Raw genomic sequence first — 16,782 nt, 5'->3', positions numbered from 1 at the left:
ATTCAATGAATACCGAAGGACTCACTGAAGTTGCAGTAAAAGAAGCTCAGCCGGTGGTGGAGCAGATCACCGAAACCCCACCGGAACTCGAGCCAGCGCCACCCGCGCCGGTCGCCGAACCCGCTGCGGCGGCGCCGGTGATCGCTATTCCGGGCCTGGATGACAGCAGCCTGTACATCCACCGCGAGCTCTCGCAACTGCAGTTCAACATCCGCGTGCTGGAGCAGGCGTTGGACGAGTCCTACCCGTTGCTGGAGCGACTGAAGTTCCTGCTGATCTTCTCCAGCAACCTCGACGAATTCTTCGAAATTCGCGTCGCTGGCCTCAAGAAGCAAATCACCTTCGCCCGTGAACAGGCCGGCGCCGATGGTCTGCAACCGCATCAGGCGCTGGCGCGGATCAGTGAACTGGTACACGGTCACGTTGACCGTCAGTACGCGATCCTCAATGACATCCTGTTGCCGGAGCTGGAAAAGCACCAGGTGCGCTTCATCCGTCGCCGCCACTGGACGACCAAGATCAAAACCTGGGTGCGCCGTTATTTCCGCGACGAGATCGCGCCGATCATCACCCCCATCGGCCTCGACCCGACGCACCCGTTTCCGTTGCTGGTGAACAAGAGCCTGAACTTCATCGTCGAGCTCGAAGGCATTGACGCCTTCGGTCGTGACTCCGGTCTGGCGATTATCCCGGCGCCGCGTTTGCTGCCGCGAATCATCAAGGTGCCGGAAGAAGTCGGCGGCGCGGGTGACAACTATGTCTTCCTGTCGTCGATGATCCATGCTCACGCCGATGACCTGTTCCAAGGCATGAAGGTCAAGGGCTGCTACCAGTTCCGCCTGACCCGGAACGCCGACCTTGCGCTCGATTCCGAAGACGTCGAAGACCTTGCCCGCGCCCTGCGTGGCGAGCTGTTCTCGCGGCGTTACGGCGATGCGGTGCGTCTGGAAGTTGCCGATACTTGCCCGAAACACCTGTCGGACTACCTGCTCAAACAATTCAACCTGAGCGAGACCGAGCTGTATCAGGTCAACGGTCCGGTCAACCTGACGCGTCTGTTCAGCATCACCGGTCTGGACAGCCATCCGGAACTGCAATACACGCCGTTTACGCCGCAGATCCCGAAACTGCTGCAAAACAGCGAGAACATTTTCAGCGTGGTCAGCAAGCAGGACATCCTGTTGCTGCACCCGTTCGAGTCGTTTACCCCGGTGGTCGACCTGCTGCGTCAGGCCGCAAAAGACCCGCACGTTCTGGCCGTGCGCCAAACGTTGTACCGGTCCGGCGCTAACTCCGAGATCGTTGATGCGCTGGTGGATGCCGCGCGTAACGGCAAGGAAGTGACGGCGGTCATCGAGCTGCGAGCGCGCTTTGACGAAGAGTCCAACCTGCAACTGGCCAGTCGTCTGCAAGCGGCCGGTGCCGTGGTGATCTACGGCGTGGTCGGCTTCAAGACCCACGCCAAGATGATGCTCATTCTGCGGCGTGAGGCCGGCGAGATCGTGCGTTACGCGCACCTCGGCACCGGTAACTACCATGCCGGTAACGCCCGTCTGTACACCGACTACAGCCTGCTGACTTCCGACGACGCCTTGTGCGAGGACGTTGGCAAACTGTTCAGCCAGTTGATCGGTATGGGTAAAACGCTGCGCATGAAGAAACTGCTGCATGCGCCGTTCACCCTCAAGAAGGGCATGCTCGACATGATCGCCCGCGAGACGCAATTTGCGCTCGAAGGCAAACCGGCGCACATCATCGCCAAGTTCAACTCGCTGACCGATCCGAAGATCATCCGCGCGCTGTACAAGGCCAGCCAGTCAGGCGTGCGCATCGACCTGGTGGTGCGCGGCATGTGCTGCCTGCGTCCGGGCATCGCCGGGGTTTCGCACAACATTCATGTGCGCTCGATCATTGGTCGCTTCCTTGAGCACACCCGCGTGTTCTACTTCCTCAACGGTGGCGAGGAGCAGATGTTCCTATCCAGCGCCGACTGGATGGAGCGCAACCTCGACAAGCGTGTCGAGACTTGCTTCCCGGTGGAAGGCAAGAAGCTGCTGACTCGCGTGAAGAAAGAGCTGGAGCTTTACCTGACCGACAACACCCACAGCTGGAGCCTGCAGTCGGATGGCCGTTACATCCGCAACACGCCAACCGGCAACCAGAACCCGCGCAGTGCGCAGGCGACGTTGCTGGATCGGTTGGGCAGCCCGATTTTGCCGGTGAGCAGCTAAGCTTCGGCTCAAGCGCAATAAAAAAGGCGATCCCTCGGGATCGCCTTTTTTGTATCTGCTCAATGTGTCAGTGCACGGTGAGGAAAATCCCCACCCGCGTCAGCCAATCCGCCTCAAGCCCGAAATCCGCCTGTGTCAGTTGATTCTCGTCCAGCCAGTGTTCCGGGAACTCCACTTCCAGACTGTCGCCATTGGCATGCAGCACCACCTGCGGCATCGCCTGAGTGCCACGAATGTGGTGGAACAGAATCGCAAAGCGCAGCAGCACGCACAGGCGGATCAGCTTGATGCCGTCATCGCCGAACTCGGCGAATTTGTCCTTGGGAATGTTGCGGCGGTGGCCGCGAACCAGCAGTGCGAGCATTTGCTGGTCTTCACGGGAGAACCCGGCCAGATCCGAGTGCTCGATCAGGTAGGCGCCGTGCTTGTGGTAGTGATAGTGGGCGATGTCCAGGCCGACTTCGTGCACTTTCGCCGCCCACCCGAGCAGTTCGCGCCAGATACCGTCATCCAGTTCCCAATCCACAGCGACCTGATCGAAGGCGTGCAGGGCTTTGCGTTCGACCCGTGCCGCTTGCTCCAGGTCGACGTGATAGCGCTCCATCAGCGAGGTCAGGGTGCGTTCGCGCACGTCTTCGTGATGATGACGGCCAAGCAGGTCGTAGAGCACGCCTTCACGCAGCGCGCCGTCGCAATGATCCATGCGTTGCAGTTCGAGGGCGTCGAAGATCGCTTCGAGAATCGCCAGACCCGCCGGGAAAATCGCCCGACGGTCAGGTTTGATGCCGTCGAAATCGATCTTGTCGACATCGCCGAGCTTGAACAAACGGCGTTTGAGCCAGGCCAGACCTTCGGCATTCACCTCGCCAGTGCCATGCCCGCCGGCCTTCAGCGCCAGGCCGATGGCGCGGATGGTGCCCGAGGAGCCGATGGCTTCATCCCAGGTCAGGCGGTGCAGGGCGTGTTCGATGCTCATGATCTCCAGCCGCGCCGCCGTGTACGCCTGAGCGTAACGGGCCGGGGTAATCTTGCCGTCCTTGAAATAGCGCTGGGTGAAGCTGACGCAGCCCATTTGCAGGCTTTCACGCAGCAGCGGTTCGAAGCGCTGCCCGATGATGAATTCGGTACTGCCGCCGCCGATGTCGGCGACCAGGCGCTTGCCTGGGGTGTCGGCGAGGGTGTGCGACACACCCAGATAGATCAGACGCGCCTCTTCACGGCCGGAGATGACTTCCACCGGATGGCCGAGGATTTCTTCGGCGCGATGAATGAATTCGAGGCGGTTACGCGCTTCGCGCAGGGCGTTGGTGCCGACGATGCGCACGGCGCCCAGTGGCATGCCGTTGATCAGTTGGGCAAAGCGCTTGAGGCAATCGAGGCCACGCTGCATCGATTCTTCGTTGAGTTGGCGTTCATCGTTGATGCCAGCGGCCAACTGCACCTTCTCCCCGAGGCGTTCGAGAATGCGGATCTCGCCGTTCTGGGCCTTGGCCACGACCATGTGAAAGCTGTTGGAGCCCAGGTCGATAGCGGCGATCAGGGACAGATTCTTGGCTTGGGATTGCGGCATGGTCAGGGGGTCTCGGTCGATAACCTCGACATCGTGCCACGATCAAACGCTGACGCCAACGCGCAAGGTACAAACCGTTGATTCAGCGCATAAAAGCTTGAGACCGCGGCGTGGCCATTCGCGAGCAAGCCCGCTCCCACAGGTGACCGCGTTCCAATGTGGGGCTTGCTCGCGAAGAGGGCATCACAGGCAATGAGGATCCATCAGGCAGTCGCTTCGACGGTACCAATGAAATTCGCCAACTCCGCCGTCTGCGGATTGGCAAACAGCACCTTCGGATCGCCCACCTCATGCACCTTGCCGTGGTGCATGAACACCAGTTTGTCGCCGACCTCACGGGCAAAGCGCATTTCGTGGGTGACCATGATCAGCGTCATGCCTTCCTTGGCCAGTTGCCGCACCACGCTGAGCACCTCGTTGACGAGCTCCGGATCCAGCGCCGAGGTGATTTCGTCGCACAGCAGCACCTTCGGCGACATTGCCAAGGCGCGGGCGATCGCCACGCGTTGCTGCTGTCCACCGGACAGCCGATCCGGGAAAGCATCGAACTTCTCGCCCAGACCCACGCGCTCGAGCATCTTGCGCGCCAACTCCGTAGCCTTGGCTTTTGGCACTTTTTGCACCACTTGTGGCGCAAGCATCACGTTCTCACCGACGGTCAGGTGCGGGAACAGGTTGAACTGCTGGAACACCATGCCGACTTTCTGCCGCAGGCTGCGCAGGTCGGCGCGGGCGGCGTCGAGGTATTCGCCGTCGACTTCGATCACGCCGTCGTTGATCGACTCCAGGCCGTTGAGGGTGCGCAGCAAAGTGGATTTGCCCGAGCCGCTGCGACCGATGATCGCCACCACCTGGCCTTCCTCGACGCTGAGGTCGATGCCTTTGAGGACGTGGTGATCGCCGTAGTATTTATGCAGGGCGGAAATTCTAAGCAGAGGCATGCAGTCTCCTTTCCAGGTAGCGCGCACTGAGGGACAAGGGGTAACAAAGCAGGAAGTAGCCGAGGGCGACGAGGCCGTAGACCATGAACGGTTCGAACGTGGCATTGGCGAGCATGCCGCCGGTTTTGGTCAGCTCGGTGAAACCGATGATCGAGGTCACCGCGGTGCCTTTGACCACTTGCACCGAGAAACCCACGGTCGGCGCCACGGCGATGCGCAGCGCTTGCGGCAGGATCACATAGCGCAGTTGCTCCAGAGGATTGAGCGCCAGACTCGACGAAGCTTCCCACTGACCGCTGGGAATCGCCTCGACACAACCGCGCCAGATCTCTGCCAGATAGGCGCTGGTGAACAGCGTCAGGGCAATCGCGGCGGCCATCCACGGCGAGATTTCAATCCCGGCCAGCGCCACGCCGAAAAACACCAGAAATAGCTGCATCAGCAGCGGCGTGCCCTGGAACAACTCGATCCAGGTGCGGGCAATGCTGCTCGGCAAGGTGTTTTTCGAGATGCGCATGATCAGGATCAGCAGCCCGACAATACCGCCACCAATAAATGCCACTAGCGACAGCGCCAGCGTCCATTGCAGGCCGATGAGCAGGTTACGCAGGATGTCCCAGAACGTGAAATCGCTCATTGGCTGCTCCTCGAAATGTAGCGCCGACCGATCCAGTTCAGCAGTTGGCGGATCAGCAGCGCCATGCACAGGTAGATCAGCGTGGTCAGCGCGTAGGTTTCAAAGGCGCGAAAGTTGCGCGACTGAATGAAGTTGGCAGCAAAGCTCAACTCTTCGGTGGCGATCTGCGAGCACACGGCCGAGCCGAGCATGACGATGATGATCTGGCTGCTCAGGGCCGGCCAGACCTTGCCCAGCGCCGGCAGCAGCACCACATGACGAAACGCTTCGAAGCGACTCATCGCCAGCGCCGCCGCCGCTTCCAGTTGCCCGCGAGGGATTGCCTGGATGCCGGCGCGGATAATCTCGGTCGAATAGGCCCCGAGGTTGATCACCATCGCCAGCACCGCCGCTTGCCACTCGGAAATCTGCACGCCGAGCGACGGCAGGCCGAAGAAGATGAAGAACAGTTGCACCAGAAAGGGCGTGTTGCGGATCAACTCGACGTAGACCCCGAAGATCGCCGAGAACGGGCGGATGTTCCACGCCCGCACCAGCGCCCCAACGATGCCCACGCCCACCCCGAGCACCGCGCCGATGGCTGTCAGCTCCAGGGTAAACAGCGCCCCGCGCAACAGCAGGTCGGTGTTCTGCACCACCGGCATGAAATCGAACTGATAAGCCATGAAGGTCTCCCGCGCAGTCGATCAGAGATCGGCCGGCAGCGGCTCTTTCAGCCAGGTTTTTGAGTTCTTTTCCAGCGCGCCGTCAGCCTTGGCGGTGGTCAGGATATCGTTGACCTTGGTCAGCAGCGCCGCTTCGTTCTTGTTCACGCCGACGTAGACCGGCGAATCCTTGAGCTTCACTTTCAGTGCCGGAACGCGCTTCGGGTTCTTCTCGCTGATGGCGACCATCACCACGTTGCCGCTGGCGATCAGGTCAACTTGCCCGGCGAGGTAGGCGGCGATGGTCGAGTTGTTGTCTTCAAAGCGCTTGATGGTCACGCCTGCCGGGGCAACCTTGGTCAGCTCGATGTCTTCGATGGAGCCTCGGGTCACGCTGATGGTTTTGCCCTTGAGGTCATCGAGGGTGGTGATCGCAGCGTCCGGTGGGCCGAACACGGCGAGGTAGAACGGCGCGTAGGCGCGGGAGAAGTCGATGACTTTTTCGCGCTCGGGGTTCTTGCCCAGGCTGGAAATCACCAGATCGACCTTGCCGGTGGTCAGGAACGGGATGCGGTTGGTGCTGTTGACCGGCGTCAGTTCAAGTTTGACCTTCAACTGATCGGCCAGCAGTTTTGCCGTGTCGATGTCCAGTCCGCGGGGCTTCATGTCCGGGCCGACTGAACCGAACGGCGGGAAGTCCTGGGGCACGGCAACTTTCAGCGTGCCGCGTTTGATCACGTCGTCCAGACCGTCAGCGTGGGCGGGGACCTGGCTTAACAGCAGGCTGGAAAACAAGGCGGCGAGGAGGGCGCTGTAACGCTTGGTCATGGACAATCTCCGGATCGGCGGGAAGTGATTTCTGCGATCTGACACAGCACGGGCCATGCCAATACGCAGCTTTCATCCCGCAAGGCCGCATTTTCAGTGGGTTTGCTCGGTCTTACTGGTCTGAACAGTCAGGATGTTTTTCGCACTCCGATGGCGCATCGACGCTCATCACCGAACCCTGCTGGGGCACGACTTGCCGGACTCGGTGAATAGCTTTACAACTAGCCGCACATTGGCCTGGCTCGTCTGAAAAACCATGAACTCGATCTCCCGCGCCGTACCTGAAGTGGCGCTTCAAGCGATTCGCAAACTGATCACCGAGCAGGGCTTCGGCCCGGGCGATGCCCTGCCGTCGCAACGGGATCTGGCACTGCAGTTGGGCGTCAGTCGGGCGTCGTTGCGTGAAGCGCTGTCGTCACTGAGCGCGCTGGGCGTGGTCAGTATTCAGCCGGGCAAGGGCGTCTTCGTGCAGTCGCCGGTAGAGCTGTCGCGTGGTGAGAATGCGCCGGGCTGGTCGTTCGCCGCGCAGGCTTCGCCACTGGATATCTTCCAACTGCGCTACGCGCTGGAGGGATTTGCGGCGGGGCTGGCGGCGGTGACGTTGAGCACCTTCGATCTGGATGCGCTGGAGGACAATGTCGCGGCGATGCGTGAACAACTGCGTGCCGGCGACTTTGATGCGGCGGCGAAGCTGGATTTCGAATTTCACCGGCGGATCCTGCTGGCCAGCGGTAATCAGGCGATGCTGAGCATTCTCACGGCCAGCGCCGAGATCTTTCTGGAGAGCCAGAAGCTACCGTTCATCCGCGCAGAACGTGCCATGGAAACCTGGCAGGAACACCGCAAGATCCTCCGTGCGCTGGCTCGCCGTGCTTCTGGTGCGGCGCAAAAAGCCATGCAGGAGCATGTGCGCAATGCCGCGCTGCGTACTGGAATCGCCTTCATCGCCCCCGCCACGGCGTGACTTGAGCTATACCCAAACTCATGGGGCACCATAGCAAGACTCAATCATCTGCGGCTTCCTGAACGGAGGAAGGGCGGATATGATGGGCCACGTTTTTTTGCTTACAACCTGGAGAATTCCATGAGCAGCGATCTTATCAAACACGTTAGCGACGCTAGCTTCGAAGCCGACGTACTCAAGGCCGAAGGCGCTGTATTGGTCGACTACTGGGCTGAATGGTGCGGCCCATGCAAAATGATCGCTCCGGTTCTGGACGAGATTGCCGAGACTTACAAAGGCAAGCTGACCGTTGCCAAACTGAACATCGACGAAAACCAGGAAACCCCGGCCAAGCACGGCGTGCGTGGTATTCCTACTCTAATGCTGTTCAAGAACGGCAACGTTGAAGCGACCAAAGTCGGCGCCCTGTCGAAGTCGCAACTGGCTGCTTTCCTCGACGCCAACATTTAAGCGTCGCCATAAAAGGCCAAAAAAAGCCTCGCATTTTGCGGGGCTTTTTGCGTATTCAGGGCTAGACGCTCCGAAACTCAGGTGGTACATTCGGCCCCGCAATGGTTTCTCCACTGCCCCCTGCTAGCCGTCGCCGACGCACTCCTTTTCGAATAAGTACGCGATCCTGTCGCCTTCTCCGCGGCGCGGCCTCATTAAGCCAAAAGCTTAATTTCCCCCCCCTCCATAAATGATTACGTCATTCCTATATGAATCTGACTGAACTCAAGCAAAAGCCGATTACCGAACTGCTCGAATTGGCCGAACAGATGGGCATAGAAAATATGGCCCGTTCGCGCAAGCAGGACGTGATTTTCTCCCTGCTCAAAAAGCACGCGAAAAGCGGCGAGGAAATCTCCGGTGATGGCGTGCTGGAGATTCTCCAGGACGGCTTCGGCTTCCTGCGCTCCGCTGACGCCTCCTATCTCGCCGGCCCAGACGATATTTACGTCTCGCCGAGCCAGATCCGCCGCTTCAACTTGCGCACCGGTGACACCATCGTTGGCAAGATCCGCCCTCCGAAGGAAGGCGAGCGGTATTTCGCCCTGCTCAAGGTCGACACGATCAACTTCGATCGTCCAGAGAACGCGAAAAACAAGATTCTCTTTGAGAACCTGACCCCGCTGTTCCCGACCGTGCGCATGAAGATGGAAGCCGGTAACGGTTCCACCGAAGACTTGACCGGTCGTGTGATCGACCTGTGTGCTCCGATCGGCAAAGGCCAGCGTGGTCTGATCGTGGCGCCGCCGAAAGCGGGTAAGACGATCATGCTGCAAAACATCGCAGCGAACATTGCCCGTAACAACCCTGAAGTCCACCTGATCGTATTGCTGATCGACGAACGTCCGGAAGAAGTAACCGAAATGCAGCGCACCGTGCGCGGCGAAGTGGTTGCCTCGACCTTCGACGAGCCGCCGACCCGTCACGTCCAGGTGGCCGAAATGGTGATCGAGAAGGCCAAGCGCCTGGTCGAGCACAAGAAAGACGTGGTGATCCTGCTCGACTCCATCACCCGTCTGGCCCGCGCCTACAACACCGTGATCCCGAGCTCCGGCAAGGTGCTGACCGGTGGTGTTGACGCCCACGCCCTGGAGAAACCGAAGCGTTTCTTCGGTGCTGCGCGCAACATCGAAGAAGGCGGCTCGCTGACCATTATCGCCACCGCACTGGTTGAAACCGGTTCGAAGATGGACGAAGTGATCTACGAAGAGTTCAAGGGTACCGGCAACATGGAGCTGCCTCTGGATCGCAAGATCGCCGAGAAGCGCGTGTTCCCTGCGATCAACATCAACCGTTCCGGCACCCGCCGCGAAGAGTTGCTGACCGCCGACGACGAACTGCAGCGCATGTGGATTCTGCGCAAACTGCTGCACCCGATGGACGAAGTTGCCGCCATCGAGTTCTTGATCGACAAGCTGAAAACGACCAAGACCAACGACGAGTTCTTCTTGTCGATGAAGCGCAAGTAAGACGCCGCTGTTAAAAAAAGCGCCCCGAAAAGGGGCGTTTTTTTTGCGCTGGATTATTGGTGTTCGGGATTGAATTTTACGCGGCTGATAACGGTCTCCCTTTCTAGGTTTGTATCCAAAACAAAGAAAGGGCTTTCATGCATACGTTTGGCAATCGCCGTGATATCGACGGATTACGGGCACTGGCGGTTATTCCCGTCGTACTGTTTCATTTCGGATTCAGTACATTCAGTGGGGGCTTTGTCGGGGTTGACGTCTTTTTCGTCATTTCCGGCTTCCTGATCACCACCATCCTGTTCCGCGAAATCAGCGCTCAGCGCTTCAGCTTCATCGATTTCTGGGCGCGCCGTGCCCGCCGCATCATTCCTGCCCTGACCGTGGTCATGCTGGTGACGCTGGCGCTGGGCTGGTTGCTGCTGACGGCCAAGGACTTCTCCGAGCTGGGCCGAACGGTGCGCTATCAGTCTCTGTTTATCTCCAACATTCTGTTCATGCGCGAGGACGGCTACTTCCAGCCTGCTTCTGATCTGAAACCGCTGCTGCATACCTGGTCGCTGGCGGTGGAAGAGCAGTACTACATCTTCTTTCCACTGCTGATGGCTGCGCTGATCCGTTATGTCCGGCATTGGCGCTGGATGTTGTTCGCGGTGCTGTTGGTGTCGTTTGGCTTGAACATCACCTACATCGAACAAAAGCCGGACTTCGCGTTCTTCTCACTGCCGACCCGCGCTTGGGAGTTGTTGTGCGGCGCGATGCTCGCGGTGATGCCAGCGCCGAAACGTGCTGTGCGTCCCTGGCTGTATCAGGCAGTGGGCCTCGCCGGTCTGGCGGCGGTTTTGGGCGCGGTGTTCATCTTTGACAAGGCCACGGTTTTCCCGGGCTGGGCGGCGTTGTTGCCGGTGCTGGGCACAACGGCGTTGATCTGGTCGGGCGCGCAAGGGGCTAGTTGGACCGCGCGGTTGTTGAGCCTGCCAGCATTGGTTTGGGTCGGGTTGCTCTCTTATTCCCTGTATCTGTGGCACTGGCCGGTGTATGTCTACGCCAACGCTATTTCGATCGACGGCATTCAGCCATTGGAGGCGATTGCCTGGATAGCCTTGGCGCTGGGCCTTGCGTGGCTGAGTTTGCGCTATGTCGAGTTGCCTTTGCGGGAAAAACGCCTGCTTGTCTCTCGCAATGCGGTGCTGGCGGGAGGTCTTGCGGCCATCGTTGTGCTCGTGGCAACGGGATCGGCGATCCGTTCGGCCGATGGTGTTCCTCAGCGCCTGACCGGTAAGGCGCTGGAGTACGCGCAGTCCCGTGAGTGGCATGCAGGGCAGATGAAATGCATGTTGGTCACCCAGGACAAGTCGCTGGACAAGGCCTGTCTGGTGGGTGGCAAGGAGAATGTCCCGGCCACTCAGTTGTTCTGGGGTGACAGCCATGCCGCCGCCTTGCTGCCGGCCATCGAGAGCAATGCCCGTCGCGAGGGGCGTCCGGTATGGCTGTACAGCATGAGCGCCTGTCCGCCGATTCTCAGTGATGACCCGCGTCAGCGCTGCAAGGATTTCAACGAACAGACCATGGAGCGGGTGCGCAGCCTTGGCATCAAGGATGTGGTACTGGCTTCCAACTGGAGCCTTTATGTGTACGGCCGCGAAGACGGTGACAAGAAAGTGTTGCTCAATTCACACGACGATACTGCCCAGGCCGAGCAACGCATGGCCGCCGCGCTGAAGGCGCGCGTGGCTGCGTTGCGAGAGGCGGGGGCGCAAGTCTGGTTGTTCAAGGAAGTGCCGCTGCAGCGCAAAGGCAGCATCAATCGACTGACCAGCCTGGCGCGGATTGGGCGTTCGACCGAGGGGCTCGGTCGTCCACTGGAGGAACATCTGGCGCGCCAGCATTTCATCGGTGTCTTGTTCGACGCCATCAGTGCCGCCGACCCAGGGGTGCATGTGATCGATCCAACGCCGCTGATGTGCGCCAACGGGATCTGCAGCATCGAGGTCAACGGTCATTCCCAATACAAGGATGAGGATCACCTCTCTGATGTGGGCAGCGCCAGACTGAGTCCCCTGTTTGCGCCGTTGCTGCTGGGTACGAGCCACAATTGAGCGATGCCAGGCGCTGACGGGCTGCTGTTTGCCCGTCAGAGCAGGTAGGATGTACGCCTATTTTGAGGGTGCCATCGTCAATGAAATTCAAGGATCTTCGGGATTTCGTGCAGCAGCTTGAGCAGCGCGGAGAGTTGAAACGCATCCAGATTCCCGTCTCGCCGGTGCTGGAGATGACCGAGGTGTGCGATCGCACACTGCGGGCCAAGGGCCCGGCGTTGCTGTTCGAGAAACCGACCGGCCATGACATCCCGGTGCTCGGCAACCTGTTCGGCACCCCCGAGCGGGTGGCGATGGGCATGGGTGCCGAGTCGGTCAGCGAGCTGCGCGAAATCGGCAAGCTACTGGCCTTCCTCAAAGAGCCTGAGCCGCCGAAGGGCTTGAAAGACGCGTGGTCGAAGCTGCCGATCTTCCGCAAGATCATCTCGATGGCGCCGAAAGTGGTCAAAGACGCGGTGTGTCAGGAAGTGGTCATCGAAGGCGATGACGTCGATCTGGCCATGCTGCCCGTGCAAACCTGCTGGCCCGGCGACGTCGGCCCGCTGATCACCTGGGGCCTGACCGTCACCAAAGGCCCGAACAAGGACCGCCAGAACCTCGGCATCTACCGTCAACAAGTGATCGGCCGCAACAAGGTCATCATGCGCTGGCTCAGCCACCGTGGCGGCGCGCTGGATTACCGCGAATGGTGCGAGAAGCACCCGGGCCAGCCGTTCCCGGTGTCCGTGGCCCTTGGCGCTGATCCGGCGACCATTCTCGGCGCCGTGACCCCCGTGCCGGACAGCCTCTCCGAATACGCTTTCGCCGGTCTGCTGCGCGGTAACCGCACTGAGTTGGTGAAGTGCCGCGGCAACGACCTGCAAGTGCCGGCCAGCGCCGAGATCATCCTTGAAGGCGTGATCCATCCCGGCGAGATGGCCGACGAAGGTCCGTATGGCGACCATACCGGCTACTACAACGAAGTCGACAGCTTCCCGGTGTTCACCGTCGAGCGCATCACCCACCGGATCAAGCCGATCTACCACAGCACCTACACCGGCCGTCCGCCGGATGAGCCGGCCATTCTCGGCGTGGCGCTGAATGAAGTGTTCGTGCCGATCCTGCAGAAGCAGTTCCCGGAGATCACCGACTTCTACCTGCCGCCCGAAGGCTGTTCGTACCGCATGGCCGTGGTGACGATGAAGAAGTCGTATCCGGGGCATGCCAAGCGCGTGATGCTCGGTGTCTGGTCGTTTTTGCGACAGTTCATGTACACCAAGTTCGTTATCGTCACCGACGACGATATCAACGCCCGGGACTGGAACGACGTGATCTGGGCCATCACCACGCGCATGGACCCCAAGCGCGACACGGTGATGATCGATAACACGCCGATCGACTACCTGGACTTCGCCTCGCCGGTCTCCGGCCTGGGTTCGAAAATGGGCCTGGATGCCACACACAAGTGGCCGGGCGAAACCACTCGCGAGTGGGGCCGCGTGATCGTCAAGGACGACGCCGTCACTCAGCGGATCGATGCCATCTGGAATCAGTTAGGAATAGATTGATGCGTGTAACCCTGCAGCCCTCCGGAGCGGTGCTTGAGATACAACCCGGTGAGCGGATTCTCGATGGAGCGCGGCGCCTGGGCTACGACTGCCCGCAAAGCTGCCGCAACGGTAACTGTCATGTGTGCGCGGCGCTGCTGGTGGAAGGCCGGGTCGAACAGGCTGGCAAGGTGCACGATCACGGCGAGTTCTACACTTGCATAGCCGAGCCGCTGGAAGACTGCATCCTGTTGTGGGATGGCGTGCTCGCGCTGGGAGAGTTGCCGGTGCGCAGCCTGTCGTGTCAGGTCATCGAATGCCGGGACGTGGGTGGCGACACCTGGCGTGTGCGCCTGCGCGCGCCGGCCGGTAAACCACCGCGCTATCACGCCGGGCAGTATTTGATGATCGAGCGCGAGAACGGCGAGAAATCGGCGTTCTCCATGGCGTCGGCGCCGCACGGAGGGCGTGATCTGGAAATCCACGTACTGGCGCGCGAAGCCAGTGCGTTGAGCCTGATCGAGCAGTTGCAACGTAACGCGATGGTGCGCGTCGAGTTGCCAATGGGCGACACCCACCTCGCCGAACTGCCCGATGGGCCGCTGGTGTTGATCGCCGCCGGTACGGGCATGGGTCAGATTCACAGCTTGATCGAACATTGCCGTGCCAATGGCTTCAAGCATCCCGTGCATCTGTACTGGGGCGTGCGCCGTCCGGAAGATTTTTATGACATCGAACATTGGGACGAGTGGCTGAAGCTGCCGAATCTGTTCCTGCACAAAGTCGTCAGCGACCAATGCGGCTGGGAAGGGCGCTGCGGGATGCTGCACGAGGCGGTCTGTGAAGACTTTCCGGATCTCAAGCCTCTGCACGTCTACGCCAGCGGCTCACCTGCCATGGTCTACGGCACGCTCGACGCTTTGGTCGAGGCTGGGATGGATGCCCATCAGATGCGCGCTGATGTGTTTGCCTACGCCCCACGTGCCTGAGTCGTTATAACCCTCTATATAGCTGATCGGTATTTATGCAATTACATAAATACCGGTAGGTTATATATCCATCAGGCAATTAATTAAGAACTGTGCCATGGCACTTAAATTGCCTTTAAATATATGTGCCTTATTGTTTCAGCGGTGCGTTCTATTAAGTAATTCATCACCCGCGGGGAGCTGAACGCTATTCGCCATGAGCGCCATTGAAAACGCTTTTCTGAACCTGGCTTACCCTCCACGGCTCGATCTTGGGCCGCAGTTGACGCACGAACAACTTCTCGCCTCCATGCAATCGACCATGGCGCGCCACAAGGGCGGGCCGGTGTGGCTGTTCGCCTACGGATCGCTGATCTGGCGGCCGGAATGCACAGCGGTGGAGCGGGTGCGCGGGCGAGTGCACGGTTACCACCGTGGCCTGTACCTGTGGTCGCACGAACACCGGGGTACGCCGGAAATGCCCGGATTGGTCTTTGGTCTGGATCGTGGCGGCTCGTGCAGCGGCTTTGCCTATCGCTTGCCGCAAGAGAATCTCGACAGTTCGCTGTATGCGCTGTGGAAACGCGAGATGCCGTTCCCGTCCTATCGGCCACACTGGCTCAACTGCCGGCTCGAAGATGGCAGCCAGGTTCAGGCGTTGGGATTTGTTCTGGAGCGACACCTGCCCAGCTATGCCGGCAACTTGCCGGATCATGTGCTGAGCCAGGTGTTCGAAAGCGCTTGCGGGCGTTACGGTACCACTCGCGATTATGTCGAGCAGACCGCCCACGCCCTGCGCAGCCACGCCATGCCAGACCGGAATCTGGAGGCGCGGCTCAAGCGCTGTCGATTAAAAGCCGATCAGGCGACGGCTTCGCGGCTCTGACTGGCGACTTGCTTGTGCCATAACGTCGGGGCCAGGAAGGCCATCGCCAACAGGCAAGCGCCGACCAGCAGGACGAAACCGCCGTCCCAGCCGAAGTGGTCAACGGTGTAGCCCATCGCTGCACTGGCCGCGACCGACCCCCCCAGATAACCGAACAGACCGGTGAAGCCCGCGGCGGTACCGGCAGCTTTCTTCGGCGCCAGTTCCAGCGCCTGCAAACCGATCAGCATCACCGGGCCGTAGATCAGGAAGCCGATCGAGAACAGGGCGATCATGTCGACGGTCGGGTTGCCGGCCGGGTTGAGCCAGTAAACCAGCGTCGCGACAGTCACCATCGCCATGAACACCATGCCGGTCAGGCCGCGGTTGCCACGGAAGATCTTGTCCGACATCCAGCCGCACAGCAACGTGCCCGGAATACCCGCCCACTCGTAGAAGAAATAGGCCCACGAGGTTTTATCCACGGAGAAACCCTTGGCTTCCTTGAGGTAGGTCGGTGCCCAGTCGAGTACGCCGTAGCGCAGCAGGTAGACGAAGACGTTGGCCATGGCGATGTACCAGAGCATTTTGTTGCGCAGCACGTATTTGACGAAGATTTCCTTGGCGCTGAATTCGTCTTCGTGGCTGGAATCGTAGCCTTCCGGGTAATCGTTCTTGTACTTCTCGATCGGCGGCAGGCCGACCGATTGCGGGGTGTCGCGCATGGTAATGAAGGCAAACACCGCCACGCCCAGCGCTACCGCTGCCGGTACATAGAACGCTGCGTGCCAGTCGTTGAACAGGCCCATGCCGATCAGGAACAGCGGGCCGATCAGGCCACCGCCGACGTTGTGCGCCACGTTCCACACCGAGACCACGCCGCCGCGTTCCTTCTGCGACCACCAGTGCACCATGGTGCGTCCGCTCGGCGGCCACCCCATGCCCTGGGCCCAGCCGTTGATGAACAGAAGAATGAACATCATGGTCACGCTGGACGTCGCCCAAGGCGCGAAACCGAAAACGAACATCACCCCCGCCGACACCAGCAAGCCGAACGGCAGGAAGAAGCGCGGGTTGGAACGGTCGGACACCAGGCCCATGAGGAACTTCGACAAGCCATACGCAATGGCAATCGCCGACATCGCCAGACCCAGATCGCCACGGCTGTAGCCTTCGTCGATCAGGTACGGCATGGCCAGGGAGAAGTTTTTGCGCAGCAGGTAATAACCCGCGTAGCCGATGAAAATACCGGCGAAGATCTGCCAGCGCAGGCGTCGGTAGGTGCTGTCTATTTTTTCTTCAGGCAATGGAGCCTGATGTGCGGCAGGACGAAAGAAAGCAAACATTCAAGAGCTCCAGATTTCTTGTTTTGACTGCGGATGCGAATGTTACAGTTTCGTTACCGAAAATAGCACCGGTTCGCATTGGCAAAACAGCGGAAAATGTTGGAAGTCGCATGTTCTTTTACGAACCTGTCGCTCAGCTGTAAAAACAGGGCGTTTTTGTCGCGTCCAATACGTTGTGTCTTAGACTCGCCGTCAGTAACCCCCACTGCTT

14 protein-coding genes are annotated in these 16,782 nt (G+C 59.9%); 8 read left to right on the top strand and 6 right to left on the bottom strand.

Going from position 1 to position 16,782, the window contains the following annotated elements; genetic code table 11:
* Positions 1–5 precede the first annotated feature (5 nt).
* Positions 6–2,231 carry a polyphosphate kinase 1 gene (gene ppk1, locus K5E40_RS11370; RefSeq protein ID WP_221730809.1) on the top strand — a complete coding sequence of 742 codons (2,226 nt, stop codon included), beginning with the start codon at positions 6–8 and terminating at the stop codon, positions 2,229–2,231.
* A gap of 67 nt (positions 2,232–2,298) precedes the next feature.
* Here the strand turns inward: ppk1 and ppx are convergent, their stop codons facing one another.
* The 5 genes from ppx to K5E40_RS11345 form a co-directional block, all read right to left on the bottom strand.
* Positions 2,299–3,801 carry an exopolyphosphatase gene (ppx, locus tag K5E40_RS11365; protein ID WP_221730808.1) on the bottom strand — a complete coding sequence of 501 codons (1,503 nt, stop codon included), beginning with the start codon at positions 3,799–3,801 and terminating at the stop codon, positions 2,299–2,301.
* Positions 3,802–4,004: 203 nt separating this feature from the next.
* Positions 4,005–4,742, bottom strand: a complete 738-nt coding sequence (locus K5E40_RS11360; RefSeq protein WP_221730807.1) for an amino acid ABC transporter ATP-binding protein — start codon at positions 4,740–4,742, stop codon at positions 4,005–4,007.
* Positions 4,729–5,379, bottom strand: coding sequence for an amino acid ABC transporter permease (locus K5E40_RS11355; protein ID WP_221730806.1), 651 nt, complete (start codon positions 5,377–5,379; stop codon positions 4,729–4,731). Before K5E40_RS11355 ends, K5E40_RS11360 begins: the two co-directional genes overlap by 14 nt.
* Entirely contained in the window at positions 5,376–6,044 is a 669-nt protein-coding gene (locus K5E40_RS11350; RefSeq protein ID WP_221730805.1) for an amino acid ABC transporter permease, read from the bottom strand. The genes K5E40_RS11355 and K5E40_RS11350 overlap by 4 nt, the downstream gene beginning before the upstream one ends.
* 21 nt (positions 6,045–6,065) lie before the next feature.
* On the bottom strand, positions 6,066–6,851 hold the full coding sequence (locus K5E40_RS11345; RefSeq protein ID WP_221730804.1) for a transporter substrate-binding domain-containing protein: 786 nt from the start codon (positions 6,849–6,851) through the stop codon (positions 6,066–6,068).
* Between the two features lie 256 nt (positions 6,852–7,107).
* Between K5E40_RS11345 and K5E40_RS11340 the strand changes: the two genes are divergently transcribed.
* The 7 genes from K5E40_RS11340 (at position 7,108) to K5E40_RS11310 (ending at position 15,246) form a co-directional block, all read left to right on the top strand.
* Positions 7,108–7,815, top strand: coding sequence for a FadR/GntR family transcriptional regulator (locus K5E40_RS11340; protein WP_221730803.1), 708 nt, complete (start codon positions 7,108–7,110; stop codon positions 7,813–7,815).
* A 120-nt stretch (positions 7,816–7,935) separates the two neighbouring features.
* On the top strand, positions 7,936–8,265 hold the full coding sequence (gene trxA / locus K5E40_RS11335; RefSeq protein WP_003206727.1) for a thioredoxin TrxA: 330 nt from the start codon (positions 7,936–7,938) through the stop codon (positions 8,263–8,265).
* Positions 8,266–8,513: 248 nt separating this feature from the next.
* Positions 8,514–9,773 carry a transcription termination factor Rho gene (rho, locus tag K5E40_RS11330; protein WP_042561678.1) on the top strand — a complete coding sequence of 420 codons (1,260 nt, stop codon included), beginning with the start codon at positions 8,514–8,516 and terminating at the stop codon, positions 9,771–9,773.
* Between the two features lie 137 nt (positions 9,774–9,910).
* Positions 9,911–11,866: an acyltransferase family protein gene (locus tag K5E40_RS11325; protein ID WP_221730802.1), complete on the top strand. Its 1,956-nt coding sequence runs from the start codon at positions 9,911–9,913 to the stop codon at positions 11,864–11,866.
* Positions 11,867–11,946: 80 nt separating this feature from the next.
* Complete coding sequence (ubiD, locus tag K5E40_RS11320; protein ID WP_221730801.1) at positions 11,947–13,413, top strand: 4-hydroxy-3-polyprenylbenzoate decarboxylase; 1,467 nt, start codon at positions 11,947–11,949, stop codon at positions 13,411–13,413.
* Positions 13,413–14,381: a CDP-6-deoxy-delta-3,4-glucoseen reductase gene (locus K5E40_RS11315; RefSeq protein WP_221730800.1), complete on the top strand. Its 969-nt coding sequence runs from the start codon at positions 13,413–13,415 to the stop codon at positions 14,379–14,381. The genes ubiD and K5E40_RS11315 overlap by 1 nt, the downstream gene beginning before the upstream one ends.
* 196 nt (positions 14,382–14,577) lie before the next feature.
* Complete coding sequence (locus K5E40_RS11310) at positions 14,578–15,246, top strand: gamma-glutamylcyclotransferase (RefSeq protein ID WP_221730799.1); 669 nt, start codon at positions 14,578–14,580, stop codon at positions 15,244–15,246.
* Here K5E40_RS11310 and glpT read toward each other — a convergent pair.
* Positions 15,222–16,571, bottom strand: coding sequence for a glycerol-3-phosphate transporter (gene glpT, locus K5E40_RS11305; protein WP_221730798.1), 1,350 nt, complete (start codon positions 16,569–16,571; stop codon positions 15,222–15,224). The two genes, K5E40_RS11310 and glpT, sit on opposite strands and share 25 nt — an antisense overlap.
* Positions 16,572–16,782: the final 211 nt, after the last annotated feature.

The organism is Pseudomonas baetica (genome assembly GCF_019733355.1).
GTDB lineage: Bacteria > Pseudomonadota > Gammaproteobacteria > Pseudomonadales > Pseudomonadaceae > Aquipseudomonas > Aquipseudomonas baetica_A.
This window is presented reverse-complemented; position numbering and strand designations above follow the sequence as displayed.

Bases quoted from the DNA above. Each gene is read 5' to 3' on its own strand.
- ppk1 (WP_221730809.1), top strand. From the start codon at position 6: ATGAATACCGAAGGACTCACTGAAGTTGCAGTAAAAGAAGCTCAGCCG.
- ppx (WP_221730808.1), bottom strand. From the start codon at position 3,801: ATGCCGCAATCCCAAGCCAAGAATCTGTCCCTGATCGCCGCTATCGAC.
- K5E40_RS11360 (WP_221730807.1), bottom strand. From the start codon at position 4,742: ATGCCTCTGCTTAGAATTTCCGCCCTGCATAAATACTACGGCGATCAC.
- K5E40_RS11355 (WP_221730806.1), bottom strand. From the start codon at position 5,379: ATGAGCGATTTCACGTTCTGGGACATCCTGCGTAACCTGCTCATCGGC.
- K5E40_RS11350 (WP_221730805.1), bottom strand. From the start codon at position 6,044: ATGGCTTATCAGTTCGATTTCATGCCGGTGGTGCAGAACACCGACCTG.
- K5E40_RS11345 (WP_221730804.1), bottom strand. From the start codon at position 6,851: ATGACCAAGCGTTACAGCGCCCTCCTCGCCGCCTTGTTTTCCAGCCTG.
- K5E40_RS11340 (WP_221730803.1), top strand. From the start codon at position 7,108: ATGAACTCGATCTCCCGCGCCGTACCTGAAGTGGCGCTTCAAGCGATT.
- trxA (WP_003206727.1), top strand. From the start codon at position 7,936: ATGAGCAGCGATCTTATCAAACACGTTAGCGACGCTAGCTTCGAAGCC.
- rho (WP_042561678.1), top strand. From the start codon at position 8,514: ATGAATCTGACTGAACTCAAGCAAAAGCCGATTACCGAACTGCTCGAA.
- K5E40_RS11325 (WP_221730802.1), top strand. From the start codon at position 9,911: ATGCATACGTTTGGCAATCGCCGTGATATCGACGGATTACGGGCACTG.
- ubiD (WP_221730801.1), top strand. From the start codon at position 11,947: ATGAAATTCAAGGATCTTCGGGATTTCGTGCAGCAGCTTGAGCAGCGC.
- K5E40_RS11315 (WP_221730800.1), top strand. From the start codon at position 13,413: ATGCGTGTAACCCTGCAGCCCTCCGGAGCGGTGCTTGAGATACAACCC.
- K5E40_RS11310 (WP_221730799.1), top strand. From the start codon at position 14,578: ATGAGCGCCATTGAAAACGCTTTTCTGAACCTGGCTTACCCTCCACGG.
- glpT (WP_221730798.1), bottom strand. From the start codon at position 16,571: ATGTTTGCTTTCTTTCGTCCTGCCGCACATCAGGCTCCATTGCCTGAA.